Annotated in this window: 20 protein-coding genes; 7 read left to right on the top strand and 13 right to left on the bottom strand. The window is 66.5% G+C overall.

Annotated features, from left to right (window positions below):
- Positions 1–2 precede the first annotated feature (2 nt).
- The gene (locus VKZ87_RS17170) at positions 3–674 is read right to left on the bottom strand and encodes a DJ-1/PfpI family protein (protein WP_324222496.1); all 672 of its coding nucleotides are present in this window, start codon (positions 672–674) and stop codon (positions 3–5) included.
- A gap of 237 nt (positions 675–911) precedes the next feature.
- On the opposite strand from VKZ87_RS17170, the gene VKZ87_RS17165 reads away from it, so the two are divergent.
- Positions 912–1,496, top strand: a complete 585-nt coding sequence (locus VKZ87_RS17165; RefSeq protein WP_324222495.1) for a PRC-barrel domain-containing protein — start codon at positions 912–914, stop codon at positions 1,494–1,496.
- A gap of 111 nt (positions 1,497–1,607) precedes the next feature.
- Complete coding sequence (locus VKZ87_RS17160; protein ID WP_324222494.1) at positions 1,608–2,117, top strand: hypothetical protein; 510 nt, start codon at positions 1,608–1,610, stop codon at positions 2,115–2,117.
- A 52-nt stretch (positions 2,118–2,169) separates the two neighbouring features.
- Here the strand turns inward: VKZ87_RS17160 and VKZ87_RS17155 are convergent, their stop codons facing one another.
- Positions 2,170–2,649: a DUF4442 domain-containing protein gene (locus VKZ87_RS17155; protein ID WP_324222493.1), complete on the bottom strand. Its 480-nt coding sequence runs from the start codon at positions 2,647–2,649 to the stop codon at positions 2,170–2,172.
- Entirely contained in the window at positions 2,646–3,296 is a 651-nt protein-coding gene (locus tag VKZ87_RS17150) for a TetR/AcrR family transcriptional regulator (RefSeq protein ID WP_324222492.1), read from the bottom strand. The genes VKZ87_RS17155 and VKZ87_RS17150 overlap by 4 nt, the downstream gene beginning before the upstream one ends.
- Positions 3,297–3,431: 135 nt before the next feature.
- Here VKZ87_RS17150 and VKZ87_RS17145 point away from each other — a divergent pair, with 135 nt between their 5' ends.
- From VKZ87_RS17145 to zapE, 3 genes are all read left to right on the top strand, one after another.
- On the top strand, positions 3,432–4,508 hold the full coding sequence (locus VKZ87_RS17145) for an NAD(P)H-dependent flavin oxidoreductase (protein WP_324222491.1): 1,077 nt from the start codon (positions 3,432–3,434) through the stop codon (positions 4,506–4,508).
- Between the two features lie 100 nt (positions 4,509–4,608).
- Positions 4,609–6,108 (top strand): CoA-acylating methylmalonate-semialdehyde dehydrogenase, encoded by a 1,500-nt coding sequence (locus VKZ87_RS17140; RefSeq protein WP_324222490.1) that lies wholly within the window; start codon positions 4,609–4,611, stop codon positions 6,106–6,108.
- A gap of 64 nt (positions 6,109–6,172) precedes the next feature.
- Positions 6,173–7,312, top strand: a complete 1,140-nt coding sequence (gene zapE, locus VKZ87_RS17135) for a cell division protein ZapE (protein WP_324222489.1) — start codon at positions 6,173–6,175, stop codon at positions 7,310–7,312.
- Here the strand turns inward: zapE and VKZ87_RS17130 are convergent.
- Positions 7,291–8,196: an iron-containing redox enzyme family protein gene (locus VKZ87_RS17130; protein ID WP_324222488.1), complete on the bottom strand. Its 906-nt coding sequence runs from the start codon at positions 8,194–8,196 to the stop codon at positions 7,291–7,293. The two genes, zapE and VKZ87_RS17130, sit on opposite strands and share 22 nt — an antisense overlap.
- Positions 8,193–9,095, bottom strand: a complete 903-nt coding sequence (locus VKZ87_RS17125; RefSeq protein ID WP_324222487.1) for a methyltransferase — start codon at positions 9,093–9,095, stop codon at positions 8,193–8,195. Before VKZ87_RS17125 ends, VKZ87_RS17130 begins: the two co-directional genes overlap by 4 nt.
- A gap of 118 nt (positions 9,096–9,213) precedes the next feature.
- On the opposite strand from VKZ87_RS17125, the gene VKZ87_RS17120 reads away from it, so the two are divergent.
- Positions 9,214–10,557: a phosphoribosylglycinamide synthetase C domain-containing protein gene (locus VKZ87_RS17120; protein WP_324222486.1), complete on the top strand. Its 1,344-nt coding sequence runs from the start codon at positions 9,214–9,216 to the stop codon at positions 10,555–10,557.
- An 8-nt stretch (positions 10,558–10,565) separates the two neighbouring features.
- On the opposite strand, the gene VKZ87_RS17115 is transcribed toward VKZ87_RS17120, so the two are convergent.
- The 7 genes from VKZ87_RS17115 to VKZ87_RS17085 form a co-directional block, all read right to left on the bottom strand.
- Positions 10,566–11,915: a pentapeptide repeat-containing protein gene (locus VKZ87_RS17115; RefSeq protein ID WP_324222485.1), complete on the bottom strand. Its 1,350-nt coding sequence runs from the start codon at positions 11,913–11,915 to the stop codon at positions 10,566–10,568.
- A gap of 63 nt (positions 11,916–11,978) precedes the next feature.
- The gene (locus VKZ87_RS17110) at positions 11,979–12,770 is read right to left on the bottom strand and encodes a succinate dehydrogenase iron-sulfur subunit (RefSeq protein ID WP_324222484.1); all 792 of its coding nucleotides are present in this window, start codon (positions 12,768–12,770) and stop codon (positions 11,979–11,981) included.
- 14 nt (positions 12,771–12,784) lie between these two features.
- Positions 12,785–14,572: a succinate dehydrogenase flavoprotein subunit gene (sdhA, locus tag VKZ87_RS17105; RefSeq protein WP_324222483.1), complete on the bottom strand. Its 1,788-nt coding sequence runs from the start codon at positions 14,570–14,572 to the stop codon at positions 12,785–12,787.
- 4 nt (positions 14,573–14,576) lie between these two features.
- Positions 14,577–14,972 (bottom strand): succinate dehydrogenase, hydrophobic membrane anchor protein, encoded by a 396-nt coding sequence (gene sdhD / locus VKZ87_RS17100; RefSeq protein WP_324222482.1) that lies wholly within the window; start codon positions 14,970–14,972, stop codon positions 14,577–14,579.
- Between the two features lie 10 nt (positions 14,973–14,982).
- On the bottom strand, positions 14,983–15,369 hold the full coding sequence (gene sdhC / locus VKZ87_RS17095; protein ID WP_324222481.1) for a succinate dehydrogenase, cytochrome b556 subunit: 387 nt from the start codon (positions 15,367–15,369) through the stop codon (positions 14,983–14,985).
- A gap of 492 nt (positions 15,370–15,861) precedes the next feature.
- Positions 15,862–16,914 (bottom strand): MaoC family dehydratase, encoded by a 1,053-nt coding sequence (locus VKZ87_RS17090; RefSeq protein ID WP_324222480.1) that lies wholly within the window; start codon positions 16,912–16,914, stop codon positions 15,862–15,864.
- Between the two features lies 1 nt (position 16,915).
- The gene (locus VKZ87_RS17085) at positions 16,916–17,791 is read right to left on the bottom strand and encodes a CoA ester lyase (RefSeq protein ID WP_324222479.1); all 876 of its coding nucleotides are present in this window, start codon (positions 17,789–17,791) and stop codon (positions 16,916–16,918) included.
- 132 nt (positions 17,792–17,923) lie between these two features.
- Here VKZ87_RS17085 and pdxY point away from each other — a divergent pair, with 132 nt between their 5' ends.
- Positions 17,924–18,778, top strand: a complete 855-nt coding sequence (gene pdxY / locus VKZ87_RS17080) for a pyridoxal kinase (protein ID WP_324222478.1) — start codon at positions 17,924–17,926, stop codon at positions 18,776–18,778.
- A 76-nt stretch (positions 18,779–18,854) separates the two neighbouring features.
- Here the strand turns inward: pdxY and VKZ87_RS17075 are convergent, their stop codons facing one another.
- Positions 18,855–19,880, bottom strand: a complete 1,026-nt coding sequence (locus VKZ87_RS17075; protein WP_324222477.1) for an aspartate-semialdehyde dehydrogenase — start codon at positions 19,878–19,880, stop codon at positions 18,855–18,857.
- Between the last annotated feature and the right edge of the window lie 169 nt (positions 19,881–20,049).

The raw sequence follows: 20,049 nt of genomic DNA, 5'->3' as shown, positions 1-20,049 counted from the left end.
GGTCAGAGTCTCGCGGCCGCGGCACGCGTGGCGGCGAGACGTTTTTCCAGCATTGGCGCCATCGCGGGCTGCACCCGCTGCAGCACCTCCGGACCTGCCGATTGCGGCAGGCCGGCATCGAAGGGCGGCGCGGGGTTGTATTCGATGCCGAGCTGGATCGCCTTGGCAGTCGCCTCTCCCGCCATCTCGGCGACCAGCCTGAGTGCGAAATCGATGCCCGCCGTGACGCCGCCGCCGGTCGCCCGGTTGCGGTCTATCACCCAGCGCTCCTGCACCGGAATGGCGCCGAGCAGGGCGAGCTGATCATGCGATGCCCAGTGTGTCGTCGCGCGATAGCCTTTCAGAAGGCCTGCGGCGCCCAGCACCAGCGCGCCCGTGCAGACCGAGGTCACCCATCGTGCCCGTTCCGACTGGCGGCGGAGGAAATCCAGCGTTTCGTCGTCGGGCATGAGATCAATCTGACCGGGGCCGCCCGGAACGCAGATCACGTCGAGCTGCGGACAGCCGGCGTAATCCATCGTCGGCATCATGGTCAGGCCGCGGTCGCAGGTAATCGGCTCGCGGGATTTCCAGACGAGATGCACCGTCGCGCCGGGCATGCGCGCGAACACCTCGAAGGGGCCGGTGAGGTCGAGCTGGGTGAGCTTCGGAAACAGCAGCAATCCGATCTGCATCTCTGATCCTCTCTGCAGGCAGGTGCGAATGCAGGCGATCATCTCACGCCGCCAGGCATTGCGGAACAATCACGCTGTCGGGTTTTCCGCAATTTTCGGGTCTCGTCCCGCATTCATCGTCGGCTGCGTGATCACGAAGCGTTGCACGCGTCACCGGAACATCGCGCTGGCCGAAAGGTTAGGTAGGTCCCTGCACGGTGGCAGCCGTGCGGGTGTTCACAAAAACAGGAGATCACCATGAAGACCTCAAGCCTATTCACGTTCAGTGCGCTGATGCTGGCCGTTCCGGCCGTCGCACTGGCTCAGGCCGGGTCGGCCACCGGTCAGGGCAGCATGGGCAGCTCCGGCCAGACCGGCGCGAGCGATACGGCCACACCCGGCGGCACCTCCGGCAGCGGCAGCATGACCGGCAGTTCCACGGGCAGTTCCATGGGCGGCGCCGGCAAGATGAACCAGGCGCAGGCGCAGGAACTGCTCGGCGCCGATGTGAAGAACGCCCAGAACGAGACCATCGGCGAGGTGGAAGCGGTTCAGGTCGATTCCAGCGGCATGGTCAGCAACATCATCGTCTCGGTCGGCGGTTTTCTGGGCATCGGGTCCCGCGATGTCGCCCTGTCGTGGAACGATCTGCAGGTCGCCGACAACGGCCAGGCAATCACCACCACCATGACCAAGGAGCAGCTGAAGAATATGCCGGAATACCAGTACAGCGATTCCGCGCAGAAGGGCAAAGTCTTCAGTGCCGGAGGCAGCGGAACGATGGGCGGCAGCGACAGCCAGAGCGGTGGAGCGCGCAGCGGCGGCAGCATGCAGAAGCAATAGGGCGTAACCGGTCGAGAACGGAACTTCCGTGCTGACGATCCGTTCTTGGCCCAACCCGTCTCGCAAGTCGGTCAACGCAGCGTTCCGGCGCTGCATCGAAGGAGATGCACCATGACAGACAAGAAGATGACTCCAGGCCTTCTCACCACAGGTGTCCTGGCCCTGGGTGCCCTGGTTGCCTCGCCGGCGGCCATTGCCGCCTGCGACTATCATGCCCAGGCCTCCAAGGGCGGTGAATACCAGCTCGCCCAGGCCAGTGGCGGATCAGGCGGCAGCAGCGGAACAAGCGGCAGCAGCGGTACCACGGGTGGCACCGGTGGAGCCGCAGGGGCGACAGGCGGCACGAGCCCGTCCGATACGACAGGCACCACGGGCAGCGGCGTCGGCGGAAGCGGCGCCGCCGGACCCAGCGGAACGACGGGCGCCGCCGGAACCGGCAGCGGCTCGACTACCGGCGGTCCCGGGACCGGCGCGGCCGGCACCACGGGCGGCGCCGGCGCCGGGAATACCGGCACGGGTGATGCGAGCGGCTCCGGCGGTTCGAACAATCCGCCCGGCATGACCCCGGGCGGCGGCACGCCGACGCGTCCGGTACCGCCCGGCGGCAGCACGCCGCGCTAGCAGTATCTTCAGCGAAGGCGGCGCGTGGAAACGCGCCGCCTTTTGCTTTGCCTCAGCTGGTCGTCGGCCCGATGCGCCAGCGCGGTCTGGCGGTCATCACCAGATTGCCGCTCCGGTCCCGCAGCGTCACCTCGCCACCGACATCCCGCGGCGTCGACCAGTCCAGATCCGCGACCCGGCATTCCGCCGTGATCGGTCCGCGCGCCTTCTTCACGAAATCTGCATCGAGTCCGGTGACGATCCAGCGACCGTTACCCGGCTGGATGCTCATCATCGCCATGTTGGCGGTCATCTCGGCGAGATTGATCAGCGCAACCGCATGGATGGAGCGCAGGTGATTGCGCACGCGACGCCGGTCGCGGATGCGCGCCCGTGCCAGCCCCGGCTCTATCGCGAGGATGTCGGGCTGTATGGATGCCGCATAGGGCACCGTGAAGCCGACCAGGCGGTTGAACAGCTTCCGGCCCAGGGGGAAAGCGTTGAAGCGCCGCCATTGCTGCAGGATGCCGCTCCGGCCCGATGCCGCCGTCATGATTTTCTCCCGGGATAGGTCGACGGCACCGCGATGGCGGCCCAGACGAGCTCCCCGAGGCGCCTGGCGGCGGTTTCCGGCTTCAGGGCGGTCTGCCCGTTGAGCCAGAGTCGTGTCCAGGTCTGCACCGGGCCGATGGCCAGGCTGAGCAGCAGTTCCGGCGGCAGGCTGCGGATCGTGCCGGCCGATATCGCCGGCCTGAGCCGGGCGAGGAGAGGGCGCAGAAACTCCGCGGTGCCCTGCTGCAGCTTCGCTTCGCCTCTGGTGATCACGGGATTGCGCCGCTGCTCGCTCAGGAAGCGTGCCGCGGCGGGATGGGCCACTGCCCAGCCGATATGGGCGGCGACGAAACCCTCCAGCAGGGCGCGGGCATCGGTACTGTCCTTCAGAGCGGCCATGATATGGGCGCGGTAGCCCGCCAGCAGGTCGTCGAACAGGGCAGCGACCAGACCGTCCCGACTGCCGAAATGATGATACAGGCTGCCGATCGACACTCCCGAGCGGTCGCGCACTTCCTCAATGGTGGTATTGGCGACGCCCTGCGCCTCGAACAGCGCCAGTGCCGCATCGAGGGCGCGCTGGCGGCTGCCCGCGGCAGCGCGGGGGCGGTTCGACCTGTCACCGGGAGGCGTGCGGGTTCTGAGCATGTGAGAAAGTCTAGAATATAATTCTAGAATAATATTCTAATCGGCAGGCTTCAAGAGTTTTTTCTGCGCGGGCAGCTTGGCCTCGTGCATGGAGAGGATCAGATTGGGCGCAGACCTTCGGGGAGAGAAAAAACCATGCCCAACGACTTCGTCCGCCGCCTCGGCCTCCGGCACCCCTTGTTTCTGGCGCCCATGGCCGGCGAGACAGCCAAGCCGGCGATGACCGTTGCCGTATCCAATGCCGGCGCGCTCGGCTCAATCGGCGCAGCCTATATGGCGCCGCAGACCATCCGCGAGACCATCCGCACCATCCGCGCCGGCACGGACCGGCCCTTCCACGTGAATCTCTTCGCGCCGACACCATGGCAGGCCGATCCCGACAAGGTCGCCGCCTACCGCCGGGAGCTCGTCGCCGCGCATGAGGCGCTCGGTCTGCCGGCGCCCGAACTGCCGAACAGCTACCAGGAGGATTTCGACGCGCAGCTCGCGGCGGTGCTGGAGGAGGCCCCGCCGGTTTTCAGTTTCACCTTCGGCATGCCCGGGGCCGACCAGGTCGCAGCCCTGAAGAGCCGCAACATTCTGGTCATCGGCACGGCCACGACGGTGGCTGAGGCGCGGGCACTCGAGCAGCTCGGCGTCGATGCCATCGCCGCCCAGGGCGCCGAGGCCGGCGGCCATCGCGGCACGTTCCTCGACAGCGTCGAGAACAGCCTGGTCGGCACCATGGCGCTGGTGCCACAGATCGTCTCGGCGGTGAAACTGCCGGTGATTGCCGGCGGCGGCATCGGCGACGGCCGCGGCGTGGCCGCCGCGCTCTGCCTGGGCGCTTCCGCCGTCACGCTCGGTACCAGCTTCCTGCTGGCCGAAGAGATGGCCCTCGGTGCCGGATACCGCGCGCAGCTGCAGAGCGAGCAGGCGGAACAGACCGCGCTCACCCGGGCCTTCTCGGGCCGCCATGCCCGCGGTATCCGCAATGCCTTCCTCGACCGCTTCGCCGGGCACGACGACCTGATACCGGATTTCCCGGTGGCGAATGCGATGAGCCGCGGCATGCGGTCGGCCGCCTCCAGAGCCGGCCGAACCGAGTACCAGTCGCTCTGGGCCGGGCAGGCGGCGCGGCTGGCGCGGGCCGAACCCGCCGCGGCCATCGTTGCGCGGGTGATGCAGGAGGCCCGGGAAACCCTGCAGGCGACGGCCCGGCTGGGGCTCTGAGCGGCCCCCGGGTCTTGCCATCCCCGGGGGGCTCTTTAGAGTCTGCCGGTCTGTAGAACGCTGGCGCGTATGGGGCGCAGCCGGCCTTAGGGAGCGAACCATGGCGAAAGAGTTGCATCACTTCATCGGCGGCAAGAAAGTGGCGGGCCAGTCGGGCCGCTTCCTCGACGTCTACAATCCGAGCACCGGCGAAGTGGGCGCCAGGGCCCCGCTGGCGACGAAAGCCGAGGTTGAGGCCGCCATCGCCGACAGCCAGCGCGCCTTCGCCGAATGGTCGGCCACCTCGCCGCTGGCCCGCGCCCGGGTGATGTTCAAGTTCAAGGAGCTCTGCGAGAAGCATGCCGACGAGATCGCGCTGCTGATCTCGAACGAGCACGGCAAGGTGCTGTCGGACGCCAAGGGTTCGCTGCAGCGCGGCCTGGAAGTGGTCGAATTCGCCTGCGGCATCCCGCATCTGCTGAAGGGCGAGTATTCCGACAGCGTGTCGCGCGGCATCGACGTCTATTCCATGCGCCAGCCGCTCGGCGTGGTGGCCGGCATCACGCCGTTCAACTTCCCGGCCATGGTGCCGATGTGGATGTTTGCGGTGGCGATCGCCTGCGGCAACACCTTCGTGCTGAAGCCGTCGGAGAAGGATCCGTCGTGCCCGCTGCGCCTGGCCGAACTGATGCTGGAGGCCGGCGCGCCTCCGGGCGTGCTGAACTGCGTCATCGGCGACAAGGAATCGGTTGACACCCTGCTGACCGATCCGCGCATCCAGGCAGTCAGCTTCGTCGGCTCGACCCCGATCGCGCAGTATGTCTATGCAACCGCGGCGGCCAACGGCAAGCGCGTGCAGGCCATGGGCGGCGCCAAGAACCACATGATCGTCATGCCCGATGCCGACATGGATCAGGCCGTGGATGCGCTGATCGGCGCCGGCTACGGCTCGGCCGGCGAGCGCTGCATGGCGGTGTCGGTGGCCGTGCCGGTCGGCAAGGGCACGGCGGACAAGCTGGTCGAGGCGCTGGCGCCGCGGGTGCGCGCGCTGAAGGTCGGCCCCAGCACCGACAAGGACAGCGAGATGGGTCCGCTGGTGACCAGGGAACATCTCGCCAAGGTGAAGGGCTATGTCGATCTCGGCGTGCAGGAAGGCGCCAGGCTGGTGGTCGATGGCCGCAATCTGAAACTGCAGGGCTACGAGAACGGCTATTTCATGGGCGGCTGCCTGTTCGACGACGTGAAGCCGTCGATGCGGATCTACAGGGAAGAGATCTTCGGCCCGGTGCTCAGCGTCGTGCGTACGGAGAGCTTCGAGGAGGCTGCCCGCCTGCCGACCGAGCATGAATTCGGCAACGGCGTGGCGATCTTCACCCGCGACGGCGACGCGGCGCGCGACTTTGCCGCCAGGGTGCAGGTCGGCATGGTCGGCATCAACGTGCCGATCCCGGTGCCGCTGGCCTTCCACACCTTCGGCGGCTGGAAGAAGTCGGCCTTCGGCGACACCAACCAGCATGGTCCGGAAGGCGTGCGGTTCTTCACCAAGATCAAGACCGTCACCGCCCGCTGGCCGACCGGCATCCGCGCCGGCGCCGAGTTCAACATTCCGACGATGAAGTGACGCCGGTTATCCGGAAACATCACGGGCGGCAGGCATCCCTGCCGCCCGCTGCTTTTGTGATCCCATGAGTCTGCTTGAAACCTACCGCGGCAAGATCCGCAGCGGCGAATTGTCCGGCGATCCGGCCCAGGAGCTCGCGGCCGAGAAGCTGGAGCTGCTCAGCCGGCGTTTGAAGCACTACACGCCAGGCGGCGAGGACAGCTGGCTGCAGAAGCTCAGCTTCGGGCGCAAGCGCGAGCCGACGCCGCAGGGCCTCTACATCTACGGCGATGTCGGCCGCGGCAAGTCCATGCTGATGGACCTGTTCTTCGCCGCCGCGCCGGTGGAGAAGAAGCGCCGGGTGCATTTCCACGCCTTCATGCAGGAAGTGCATGCGGAAATCTTCCGCTACCGCCAGCTGCCCGAGGATTCGCCCGAGCGGAAGAAGGGCGGCGACGATCCGATCCGCCCCACGGCGAAGAAGATCGCCCAGGCCGCCTGGCTGCTCTGCTTTGACGAGCTGCAGGTCACCGACGTGGCTGATGCCATGATTCTCGGCCGTCTGTTCGAGAAGCTGTTCGACCGCGGCGTGGTGATCGTTGCTACCTCCAACCGCCATCCCGACGAGCTCTACAAGAACGGCCTGAACCGCCAGCTTTTCCTGCCCTTCATTGCCCTGTTCAAGGACAAGCTCGACCTGCTGCATCTCGCGGCGGCGAAGGATTACCGGCTGCAGCGCCTGAGCCGGTCGCCGGTCTGGTTCGCGCCGCCCGGGGATGAGGCAACGCGCGCGCTGGATCGCGCCTGGGCCCTGCTGACGGATGAGGCGGAGGGCGCGCCGGCGGAGATCGAGCTGCTCGGGCGCAAGCTTCCGATTCCCCGCCAGGCGCGGGGGGTGGCACGGTTTTCCTTTGCCGATCTCTGCGAGCAGCCGCTCGGCCCGGCCGATTTCCTCGCCATTGCGGGCCGCTTCCATACCGTGATGATCGACGGCATTCCGCTGCTCAGTCCGGCCAAGCGCAACGAAGCGAAGCGGTTCGTCACCCTGATCGATGCGCTCTATGAAGCCAAGGCGAAGCTGGTCGCCACGGCGGAGGCCATGCCGGAGCAGATCTATCCCGAGGGCGACGGTGCCTTCGAGTTCCAGCGCTGCGTCTCACGGCTGATGGAGATGCAGAGCGAGGATTACCGCAGCCTGCCGCATCAGGCGGACAGCGCAGCCTGATCTGTCAGGCCGAAATGCCGGCGATACCGCTCGAAGCAGCGGGCGCCGCAGACCAGCCTCAGCAGGGCCCCTTCCGCGATCGGCCGGGCGCGTCGCGGATCTTCCGCCACAAGCGGGCGCAGGATCTCGCGGTTCCAGCTGGCCGAGTGCTGCACGTCCAGAACGGCATGCAGGGCGAAGTAATGGCGCGCCCTGGCCGGTACGCCGAGCCGCTTCATGCCGGCGTTCACATAGACCGCGCGCGTCGGCGCCGTCAGTTCGATCACGCCGAGTGCGCCGATCGCCTGATAGGCATAGTGCCGGTTGGTCGCCAGCGCCATCATCATGTTGCCGAGCGCAAGGGCCTCGGGAACGATCTCGCCGGTTTCGGCGGCGACATTCATGTGCGCGGCGAGGCGTTCCAGCATCGGGCCATGCATGCCCTTCTCGTTGCCGCGGCCCATCTCGTCCCAGTAGTTGCGCGCCATCTCCAGTTTCGGCCGCACCGGCAGTCTCAGCTGCGTGAGCGCCACGAGGTCGTCGAAGCCGGCTTCACCGGCGACTTCCTGCTGCATGAACCAGCGCATCTGCCCGGCCGTTGCGGATTCCGCGAGCCAGGGAAACAGGGCGTCTCCCTGTCCGGGGCCGGTGTCCTTCAGGGCCTCGTACCATCGGATGAAGGCATCGGCATCTGCGGGCAGGCGTACCAGCAGCGGCGCAATTCCGGCGCGCGCCGCCTCGACGAAGTCGATCTCGCATTGCCGCCAGACCGCCTCGTCGGCCGGCGACATCCGGTCAGCCGCATCGCTGAGCTTCGGCGCGAGCCGGCCATGGTTGAATGTCGCCAAGGCATGCTGCTGCCGTTCGAAGTCGGGATGGGCGACGGGTTCAGGCTGGAGGGTCATGCAGCTTCTTCCTCTGCGGTAGCGATCAGCGCCACCACGGCGATACGATCGGCATTGCGGTAGGGTGTCGTGTCCAGTTCTTCGCCGAAGACATCGGGATCGATCTCCTCGTAGTGCCAGCTTCCCCGGAAGGCGCGCAGCAGCGGGACGAGGGCGGCGCGGAAGCGATCCTCGCCGGCGACGATCGCGCTGGCGGTATAGAGCACGAGCCGGCCGCCGGGATTCAGGCGGGGCAGGGATTCCTCCACGATCCGCAGCGATAGATCCCAGCCGAGATTGCCACCGCCATGGCGGTAGCGGCGCCTGCCCTCATCCACCAGATAGGGCGGGTTGCTGATGATGAGGTCGGCGCTGCCCTCGACGCCGGAAAGAATATCGCTGCAGCAGGTCGTGGCCCCCGTCACGCCGTTCAGCCGGGCATTGACCCCGCAGTAGTGCAGCGCCTTCTCGTTGATATCGCCAAGAACCAGCTCGATCTCGCCGCCCCAGCGGGCGGCGATGGCCAGTCCGCCCGCCCCGCTGCCTGCTCCGATATCGACGACGCGGAGGCCGGCTTTCTCCGGCCGGGGCAGGCTGCGCAGCAGCCGGGCGAAACGATAAGTGTCGGGACCGAAGAAGACGGCGTCGTTCTCCACGGTCGGATACGAAGAATGGATGAAGAGCTGTCCGTCGAGCGACGAGAAGCGCGCCAGGCTGCGCAGGCGATTGCCGTCCCGGTACAGGATGTTGCCGCGCTCCATCAGATCGAGAAGTGCATCCGGCAGCAGGTCCGGCGTGAAGGGCCGGCTCCATCCGAACACGCCCGGCAGGTCCTGCGCCATCTGGTTTTCGGAGCGCGCATTGACCCGTCGATGGGTTTCCGGGGTCGGCGTGATGAAATGGTAGTCACGGGCCAGCAAGGCCCGTCCCAGCTCCACCAATGCTGCCTGCTCTCCGGCGTTTGCCATCCTCGCCGGAACAGTTGCAGGGCGACATTGTTCCTCCATGCGAAGGGGCGCCGTCCGGCGCAGGCAGGACATGCGGTTTCTCGGCATCGGTGACGACAACAGCCTCGGTGATCTGTACCGCCAGCTGATGGCGGCCGGTCACGAAGTGAAGGTCTTTGTCGGAAATGCCGCCTGCCATGACGTGCTCGGGAATCTCGTCGAGCGGATCGATGACTGGCGGGCGATGCTTCCTTGGATCCGCGAAGCCGGAGGGGACGGCATCCTGCTTTTCGAGACCGCCCATGCGGGTGCTCTGCAGGATGAGCTGCGCCGCGAGGGTTACAACGTGATCGGCGGCTGCGCCTATGGCGACCGGCTCGAGAATGACCGCCTGTTCGGCCAGACGGCGATGCGCGATGCCGGCATGCAGATTGCTGCTTCCCGTGAGTTCGACGACTTCGCTGCCGCCGCCGCCTTTGTCGGGCAGCAGCCGGGGCGCTACGTCTTCAAGCTCAATGGCGGACTGCACTCTTCCAGCCTGAACTATGTCGGCGAAATGGAGGATGGTCGCGACATCGCGGCCCTGCTGCGCCAGATGCAGCGAACCTGGCGCGGACCGCACCGGCCCAGCTTCATCCTCATGCAGCATCTCAGCGGCGTGGAAGTGGGGGTCGGAGCCTATTTCAACGGCGAGTGCTTCATGGAGCCGGTCTGCCTCGACTGGGAGCACAAGCGCTTCTTTCCGGGGGATCTGGGCGAGCTGACCGGCGAGATGGGTACGCTGGTGACCTACCGCGATGCCGGGCCGCTGTTCGAGGCGACCCTGGGGCGGATGGCGCCGGATCTCCGTGCCCATGGCTATGTCGGGTACATCAACCTCAACACGATCGTGAACGAGGAGGGCATCTGGCCGCTCGAATTCACATGCCGCTTCGGCTATCCGGGATACGCTATTCTATCGGCCCTGCATATCGAGGGCTGGGACGATCTGTTCCATCGTATGATCCACCGCACGCGCCTGGATTTCCGCACGGCGCCCGGCTATGCGGTCGGCATCGTGCTGACCGTGCCGCCCTTCCCGCACCAGCAGGACAGGCCGGAGCTCTCACGCGGCCTGCCGGTCTTCTTCCGGACCCGCGTGCAGCCGGAGGAGCAGCGACACCTGCATCTCGACGAGGTGATGCTGCAGGACGGTCAGCTCGTCACCAGTGGCGGTATCGGCTATGTGATGGTGGCGACGGGCCGCGGCGACACCGTGCAGCGGGCGCGCGACAACGCCTATCGGCTGGCGTCCAAGGTGGCGATCCCGAATCTGCGCTACCGGACCGATATCGGCCTGCGTTTCATCAAACAGGATCGCGCCAGAATGCAGAAACTGGGATTGCTGCCCGCCGGAAGCGCCGTGCCTGCCGGCCGCGCGGCAGCGCTGGCCTGAGCCAGGGTTCAGTTCGGCAGCAGCAGATCGCGGGCGCGGTCCAGGCGAGCGTTGGTGAGCTGTGCGCCGAGGAGGTTGGCGCCCTCGAAGCGACCGTCGGTCAGGTCGGCGCCGCTCAGGTCCGCCTGGCGCAGATCGGCGTCGCGCAGATCGGCGGCGATCAGGCTGGCGCCGCTCAGATTGGTCATGACCAGCAGGGCCTTCTTGAGCTTTGCCGCGCCCAGATTGGTGCGGGCCGCCCGCGTATTGGTGCCGTCGTCCTTGATCGCGGCCAGATTGGCGTGGCTGAGATCGGCGCCATCGAGAATCGCGCGGGCGAGACTGGCGCCGCGCAGATTGGCCCTGGTCAGGACCGCGCCGCGCAGGTCGGCGAAGTTCAGCCGCGCCAGCGCCAGATTGGCATTGACCAGATTGGCATCGGCAAAGCAGGCGCGCTCCAGCAGGGCGCCCATCAGGTTGATACCCTGCAGATCCCGGCCGCTGAAATCGAAATCGCTCAGGTCGGCGCGCTGGCCCTGCCGGCCTTCCGAATGGACCCACATCTCGTGCAGGCGCAGCACCTTGGCGAGGTCTTCCGGCGCATGGCGCGAGGCAGCGGCGAAAATGGCCCCGGCAAGCTCCGGCATCGTGCGTGTACCCGGATCGACGATGGCGCCGCGCAGATCGGCGCCGGCGAAATTCGCGCCGGTCAGCTTGGCGCCGAGCAGGCTGGCGCCGGCAAGGTTGGCGCCGGAGAAATCCGAACCCTTCAGGTCGGCGCCCTCCAGCCGGGCCGAGGTCATCTGCGCCTTGCGCAGGTCGGCGCCGTTGAGATTGCTGTCGCCCAGATTGGCGTCGGCGAAATCGACATGCAGCGCGAACGCCTTCGGCATCTGGGCGCCGGACAGGTCGGCACGCTGTGCCGAGGCGCCGGAGAGGTCGATGGCGCGCCGGGTCGGGCCGCTGCTCGCCGCCTGACCGTCCGCGTCATAAACCGGTGCAAGCGCCTCGCCGCCGTTCGATTCCGAAAGATTGGCGTCGTTCAGGCCGGCGGCGCGCAGGCAGGCGCCGCGCAGGTCGGCCCAGCGCAGGTCGGCGCCGTCGAGCGTGGCGTTGCGGAAATCCGAGCCACCGCATTTCGACATCGAGAGCCGTGCGCCATCCAGTCGCGCACGATGCAGCCGGGCACCGGTGAGGTCGGCAAGAGTCAGGTTGGCGCCGGCCAGGTCGGCATCGGACAGGTCGGCATAGGCAAGCGAGGCCGGGGCGGCGTCGGAGCGACCGGCAAGATGCGCTTCATGTTCACGCAGCACCTCACGCAGCTTTTCTGCCGTGACTTTGGTCAGATGCGCGGGTGCTCCGCGGGAGAAGTCGCCCATACGCTGTGCGGCCTGTATGCAATGAAGAAAGAACCGGGACTCGGAAGCCGCAGTTTACCGGGGTCAGCCCTGCCGTTCTACCATCAGTTTCTTGATTTCGCCGATTGCCTTGGCCGGGTTCAGGCCTTTGGGGCAGGTCTGCGCACAATTCATGATGGTATGGCAGCGATACAGGCGGAACGGATCTTCCAGATTGTCGAGTCGCTCGCCGGTCATCTCGTCGCGGCTGTCCGCGATCCAGCGATAGGCCTGCAGCAGGATGGCCGGACCGAGATAGCGATCGGAGTTCCACCAGTAGCTCGGGCAGGACGTCGAGCAGCACGCGCACAGGATGCACTCATACAGGCCGTCCAGCTTGGCGCGTTCCTCCGGGGACTGCTTGCGCTCGCGCGTCGGCGCCGGGCTCTGGGTCTTCATCCAGGGCTCGATGGACGCATACTGGGCATAGAAATTGGTGAGGTCGGGAATGAGATCGCGCACCACCGGCATGTGCGGCAGCGGATAGATCTTCACATCGCCGTCGATGTCGTCGCAGGCCTTGGTGCAGGCCAGCGTGTTGCCGCCGTCGATGTTCATGGCGCAGGAGCCGCAGATGCCCTCGCGACAGGAGCGACGGAAGGACAGCGACGGGTCGATCTCGTTCTTGATCTTGATCAGCGCGTCCAGAACCATCGGGCCGCAATCGTTCATATCGATCTCGTAGGAATCGATGCGCGGGTTCTGGCCGTCTTCCTGGTTCCAGCGATAGATGCGGAAAGTGCGCACCTTGCGCTCTTCACCCGGCTTGGCCGCGGGCAGCTTGTAGGTCTTGCCCTCGGTGATCTTCGAATTCTTCGGCAGCGTGAAAGCGACCATCGTCTCGCGATCCTTCAGTAAACGCGCTTCTTGGGCTCGATATACGAGACCTCATTGGTAAGCGTGTAGGTGTGCACCGGGCGGTAATCGATGGCGACGTCGCCCTTGTCGCCGAGCCAGGAGAGCGTGTGCTTCATCCAGTTGGCGTCGTCGCGCTCGGCGTAGTCCTCGCGGGCATGGGCGCCGCGGCTTTCCTTGCGGTTCTCGGCCGAATGCATGGTGACCACGGCCTGGCGGATCAGGTTGTCGAGCTCCAGGGTCTCGACCAGGTCGGTGTTCCAGACCAGCGTGCGGTCGCTCACTGCGATGTCCGGCATCAGGCGGTACACCTCGTCGATGAGCTGCACACCTTCCTTCAGCACGTCGCCGGTACGGTAGACCGCGCAGTTGTTCTGCATGGTCCGCTGCATCCGGTCGCGGATCTTGGCCGTCGGCACCGCGCCCTTGGCATGGCGGAAGCGGTCGAGGCGGGCGATCGCCTCCTCGCCGGCATTCTTCATGTCGCGATGCTTGGCGCCCTTCTCGACGATCTGCGCGGCGCGGATCGCCGCGGCGCGGCCGAACACGACCAGGTCGATCAGCGAGTTCGAACCGAGGCGGTTGGCGCCATGCACCGAAACGCAGGCGGCCTCGCCCACCGCCATCAGGCCGGGCACCACCGTATCCGGGTTGCCGTCCTTCAGGGTGACGACCTCGCCGTGATAGTTCGTCGGGATGCCGCCCATGTTGTAGTGCACGGTCGGCAGCACGGGGATCGGCTGCTTGGTCACGTCGACGCCGGCGAAAATCTTGGCGCTTTCCGAGATGCCCGGCAGGCGCTCATGCAGGATCTTCGGATCGAGATGATCCAGGTGCAGGAAGATGTGGTCCTTGTTCTTGCCGACGCCGCGGCCTTCGCGGATCTCCATCGTCATGGCGCGGCTGACCACGTCGCGCGAGGCGAGATCCTTGGCCGAAGGCGCATAGCGCTCCATGAAGCGCTCCCCTTCCGCATTGACCAGATAGCCGCCCTCGCCGCGGGCACCCTCGGTGATCAGGCAGCCGGCGCCGTAGATGCCGGTCGGATGGAACTGCACGAATTCCATGTCCTGCAGCGGCAGGCCGGCGCGCAGCACCATGCCGCCGCCGTCGCCCGTGCAGGTATGGGCGGAGGTGCAGGAGAAATAGGCGCGGCCGTAACCGCCGGTCGCCAGCACCACCATATGGGCGCGGAAGCGGTGGATCGTGCCGTCGGCCAGGTTCCAGGCCATCACGCCGCGGCAGGCGCCGTCCTCGTCCATGATCAGGTCGAGGGCGAAATACTCGATGAAGAACTCGGTGTCGTATTTCAGCGAGTGCTGGTACAGCGTGTGCAGCATCGCATGGCCGGTACGGTCTGCGGCGGCGCAGGTGCGCTGCGCCGGGCTCTCACCGAAATTCTTGGTCATGCCGCCGAAGGCGCGCTGGTAGATCTTGCCTTCCTCGGTGCGGCTGAAGGGCACGCCGAAATGCTCGAGCTCGATGACGGCGGGCACGGCCTCACGGCACATGTATTCGATCGCATCCTGATCGCCGAGCCAGTCCGACCCCTTGACGGTGTCGTACATGTGCCAGCGCCAGTCATCCTCGCCCATATTGCCGAGCGCGGCCGAGATGCCGCCCTGGGCCGCAACGGTGTGGCTGCGGGTCGGGAAGACCTTGGAGATGCAGGCGGTCTTCAGGCCGGCCGCGGCGAGGCCCATGGTGGCGCGCAGGCCGGCGCCGCCGGCGCCCACAACGACAACGTCATAGACGTGTTCATGCACCTGGTAGCTGGCAGGCATGGGCTTAGGCTCCGAAAAACAGTTTAAGCACGGCGATGGCGGCAATGCCGCCCACCACGAAGATCGCGAAGGTGATGGCGAGCAGGGTGGCCAGCTTGGCGCCTTCGGCGTGAACGTAATCCTCGACGATCACCTGGCTGCCCAGTTTGAAATGCCAGAAGGCGGCCAGGATGGTGAGCAGCGCCAGCAGGGCGACAAGGGGATTGCCGAACGCGGCCTTGACGGTGGCGTGATCGGCGCCGGCGAGGCGGATCACGGTGCACATCAGCAGCAGGCTGAGCGGAATCAGCGCCACGGCGGTGACGCGCTGGATCCAGAAATGATGCGTGCCGCCCCTGGCGGAGCCGAGGCCGCGGACGCGCTTGAGCGGCGTGTTCATCGTCTTGTGCGGTTTCGCCATGGCGCGCTCCTCAGTACCAGAAATAGGCCAGCGCGAAGGCCAGGATGGTCAGCACCAGCGAGGCGGCCAGCGCGATCCAGGCGGTGCGGTCGGCCGTCTTGATCTCGTAGCCGTAGCCCATGTCCCAGAAGAGATGGCGGATGCCGTTGCACAGATGCAGGAACAGCGCCCAGGTGAAGCCGAACAGCACGAGGCGGCCGAACCAGGAACCGAGCACGGCCTGCGCGGTCGCGTAATGCTCGGGGCCGGCGGCCGCGGCGGCCAGCCACCAGGTCAGCAGCAGGGTGCCGAGTCCAAGGCCGACGCCGGTGACCCGGTGCAGGATCGACAGCACCATGGTGATCGGCCAGCGGTAAATCTGCAGGTGGGGGGAGAGCGGTCGTTCGACGTTCGCCATTGTGCGCCTTCAGGTGGGGACGGCGCGCCGGCGGATCAGCGGAATACTTTTCCTGAACGGCGCCCCGAAAGCGGGCCGATACTAGTCCCGGCGACCGCTTAGTCAATGTTTGGCCTGTCTTAGTTTTTAGCCAGTTAAGTACGTCGGCGGCAAGGCGTATCGCTGTCGCAGACTGTCTGAGACGAAACCCGCGACTGTCTCGCAGTTGCTCTCTACTCTCCATTCACCGCGAGATCGCCCCGCTGTTTGGAATTCTTCCGCACTGATGCTCTTATTGAGGTGCGGATCGTGCATTCGGACGCAGCGAAAGACGCGCGGCGAATCGCTGGGCGGGACGGCCGCTCTCAGCGCGCGCCGGCGAACGGTGGAAGGGCACACGGGGAGACGCAGCCTCGGCCATGAGCCTGGAGGTGAGCGCCGATTCGGGTGGTCTCGGCCCGACGCGATCCCGCGCCAGCCGCCCAATTCAGAAATTGCCTAAAATTTAGGCAATCAGGCCCGGCGAGGCATCAGAACCCAGTAATCGAGGTCCAGGACCACGCTGTCAGGGTATTTGCCGGCCTCGTCCCGATCGGGGAAGCCGGCCGCCGGCTGGTCCTTCAGCGCCAGGGTCCGCAGGCGCAGCGCGCCGAGATCCCTGCGGCCCGCCAGTTCGGCCTTTTCCAGCACTTCCGACCAGGCATAGATGGTGTGCCCGGCCAGCGTCGGATTGACATGCCGGCCGCCGTTGATGGCGGCGACGAAGCAGGCATTGGCAAGGCCGTTGAAGCTGAGCGCCCGCGCCAGGCTGATAACATGGCCGCCATAGATCAGGCGGCGGCCCAGCTTCTCCTGTCCCTGGCGGAACTGGTCGAAATGCACCTTCGCGGTGTTCTGGTACAGCCGGGTGGCCAGCATGTGCTCGGCTTCTTCGATCGTCATGCCGTCGACATGGTCGATCTTCTCGCCCGGCTGGTAGTCCTCCCAGGCATGGGGCGAGCCGGCCAGCTGCCAGTCGTAGCGGCTGCAATCCAGTCCGGCGGGAATGCAAAGCTCTTCCGGCGCAACGCGCTCGCCGAGCTTCGGCACCTGCTCTTCGCCGGTCACCGCGGATTCGTCGCGCTTGCGCACCATCACCCAGCGCACGTAGTCCAGCACCGGCTGCTCGCCGCGATAGCCGATGCTGCGCACGTAAACGACGCCGGTCTTCCTGTTCGAGTTCTCCTTCAGGCCGATGACGCGCGACACCGTATGCAGGGTGTCGCCGGCAAAGACCGGCGCCAGGAAGCGGCATTGCGCATAGCCGAGATTGGCGACGGCATTCAGCGACACGTCCGGGACGGTCTTGCCGAACACGACATGGAAGGCGAGCAGGTCGTCCACCGGGGCGGATTTCAGGCCGATGGCTTTCGCGAAGCTGTCGGCCGACTGCACGGCAAAGCGCGGGCCGTAAAGCGCCGTATAGAGCGCGACATCGCCCTGGGTCACCGTGCGCGGCGTCGGGTGGCGCAGTTCCTGGTCGAGGCGGAAATCCTCGAAATAGTTGCCGGGATTGGTCTTCGACATGTCAGGCCTGCAGCTTCTCGATCTGCGCGGCCAGCGCGGCCAGCCGCTTCGCCTGCTCGACATGCAGGTTCTCGACCAGCTTGCCGTCCACCAGCACCACGGCCTTGCCTTCCTTCATCGCCGCCTCGAAGGCCGCGATGATCTTCTGCGCATGGGCCACCTGTTCCGGGGTCGGCGCGAAGACGCGGTTGGCCGTCTCGATGGTCTTGGGATGGATCAGGGTCTTGCCGTCGAAGCCGAGCTCCAGGCCCTGGCGGCAGCTCGCCTCGAATCCCGCATCGTCGTCGAGATCGAGATAGACGCCGTCGAGGATCGCGAGATTGTAGGCGCGTGCCGCCAGCAGGCAGAGGCCGAGCGCGGTGATCACCGGCAGGCGCATCGGCGTATGCTGCGCGTTCAGGTCCTTCACCAGGTCCGAGGTGCCCATCACCAGCGCGCCGAGCCGTGCGGAGGAGGCGGCGATCGCCTCGGCATGCAGGATGCCCTTGGGCGTCTCCATCATGCACCAGATCGCCATGTCCTCGGGCGCGCCATTGGCGGTCAGCAGCGCCTCGGCCCGGCTGACCTGGGCGGCGCTCTCCACCTTGGGCAGCAGGACGGCATGGGCACCGCTTTTGGCCGCCGCGGTGAGGTCATCCTGGCCCCAGGGCGTGTCCAGTCCGTTGGTGCGGATGATCAGTTCGCGCTGGCCGTAGCCGCCGCTCTTCACCGCCTGGCAGACCTGGTCACGCGCCGCGGCCTTCATGTCGGGCGCGACCGCGTCCTCGAGGTCGAGGATCAGCGCATCCGCGGGGAGGGTCTTCGCCTTCTCCAGCGCCCGGGCATTGGACCCCGGCATGTAGAGGACGCTGCGGCGGGGACGGGCAGTGGCAGGCATGCATCAACCTCCCTGAATGTTGCGATGCAATATTATGGTGGGGCGCCACTATAAGCGGGGACCATGAAGTGGCAAGCTTTCCGCCGCGGCGGGTGCCGGCGGCGAGCCGGGCTTCGACCAATTGGGGGTTCCATGCGCGCGCTGAGTATCCAGAGCCAGGTGATTTACGGCCATGTCGGCAACAATGCCGGCGTCTTCGCCCTGCAGCGGCAGGGTGTCGAGACCTGGGCCGTGCCGACCGCCGTCCTGGCCTTCAATCCCTCCTACGGCCCGCCGGCAATGCGGCCGACCGAGCCCGGCGAGATGGATGCCTGGATGATGGCGCTGCAGACGCGTCCGGAATGGCGGCAGATCGATGCCGTGCTGCTCGGCTGGCTGGGCAGTCCGCGCACTGCGGAAGCCGCCGCCCGTGCCGCGCTGGCGGTGAAGGCCGCCAACCCGGGCGCCATCTTTCTCTGCGACCCGGTGATGGGCGACAACGACTGCGGCCTCTATGTCGATGCCGCCCTGCCGCCGGTGATCCGCGACCAGCTGCTGCCCCATGCGGACATCGTCACCCCGAACGGTTTCGAGCTGGAATTCCTCACCGGCAGGAAGGTCGACGACCTGCCCTCGGCGCTGGCAGCCTGCGACGGGCTGCGGGCGGCCGGTCCCGGCACGGTGATCGCCACGACATTGAAGCGGCGCGATGGCGGCCGCGGCATGCTGGAGGCGCTGCTGGTCAACGGCGATGGCGCCTGGCTCTGCGGAGTGCCGGATCTCGGCGAGATTCTGCCCAAGGGTGCCGGCGATGTCTTCGCCTCGCTTTTCCTTGCACGCCTGCTGAAGGGCCGCACGCCGAAGAAGGCGCTGCATTTCGCCATGGCTGGCACCTATGGCCTGCTGCGCGATGCGCTCAGCCGGAATTCGCCTGAGATGCGTCTGGCCGCCATGCAGGAGGAACTGCACAGCCCGCGCTATCTGCCCGATATCGAGCGGGTGCGCTAGGCCGTCGCTCCGCGACGGATAAAGCAGAACGGACGCCGCGGACGGCGCCCGTTCCGGTTTCCGCGGGAAAGACGGTTCAGGCCGCCTGCTTCTTCAGATGGCGGGCAGCCAGGGCCTCGGCGATCTGCACCGCGTTCAGCGCCGCGCCCTTGCGCAGGTTGTCGGAAACCACCCACATCGCGAGGCCGTTCTCCACCGTGATGTCCTCGCGGATGCGCGACACGAAGGTGTTGTAGTCGCCGGCGCATTCCAGCGGCGTGATGTAGCCGCCGTCCTCGCGGCGATCCAGCACCTGCACGCCGGGCGCTTCCGCGAGAATCTCGCGCGCCTCGTCGGCCGAGAGCGGCTCCTCGAACTCGATGTTCACCGCTTCCGAATGGCCGATGAAGACCGGCACGCGCACGCAGGTGGCGGTCAGCCTGATCTTCGGATCGAGGATCTTCTTCGTCTCCGCCGTCATCTTCCATTCTTCCTTGGTGTAGCCGTCGTCCAGGAAGACGTCGATGTGCGGGATCACATTGAAGGCGATCTGCTTGGTGAACTTCTGCTTCTCGACCGGGTCGTTGACGAAGATCGCCTTGGTCTGGCGTTCCAGCTCGACGACGCCGTCATTGCCGGCGCCCGACACCGACTGGTAGGTCGAGACGACGACGCGCCGGATCTTCGCGCGGTCATGCAGCGGCTTCAGCGCCACGACCAGCTGCGCGGTCGAGCAGTTGGGGTTGGCGATGATGCCCTTCTTGGTGTAGCCGGCCAGCGCGTCGGCATTCACTTCCGGCACGATCAGCGGCACGTCGGGATCCATGCGCCACTGGCTGGAATTGTCGATCACCACCGCGCCCTGGGCGGCAACCTTCGGCGCCCATTCCTTCGAGGTGGCGCCGCCGGCCGAGAACAGGGCGATATCGACGCCCTTGAAATCGTAATCGTCGAGCGCCTTCACCTTGATCTTCCTGTCGCCGAAATGGGCGTCCCGGCCGACCGAACGGCGGGAGGCCAGCGCGACGACCTCGGAAACGGGGAACTTGCGTTCGTGAAGGATATTGAGCATTTCGCGGCCCACCACACCGGTGGCGCCGACGACAGCGACCTTATACGCCATCTGAAGCCTTCTTTCTCTCGTCCGGCAGGTCGACACCCGGCGGACATCAGTGACACGAGACGAATGTTGGTGCCCGGCAGGTCAGCACCCGGCAGGCGAGGCGGAAATTAGGGCCGGATTCCCCGGCTGGCAAGCGCGAAATTGTCGCAATTGCAGCAGGTTCGGGCGC

This window comes from Ferrovibrio sp., assembly GCF_035304305.1.
In the GTDB taxonomy this organism is placed as follows: domain Bacteria; phylum Pseudomonadota; class Alphaproteobacteria; order Ferrovibrionales; family Ferrovibrionaceae; genus Ferrovibrio.
This window is presented reverse-complemented; position numbering and strand designations above follow the sequence as displayed.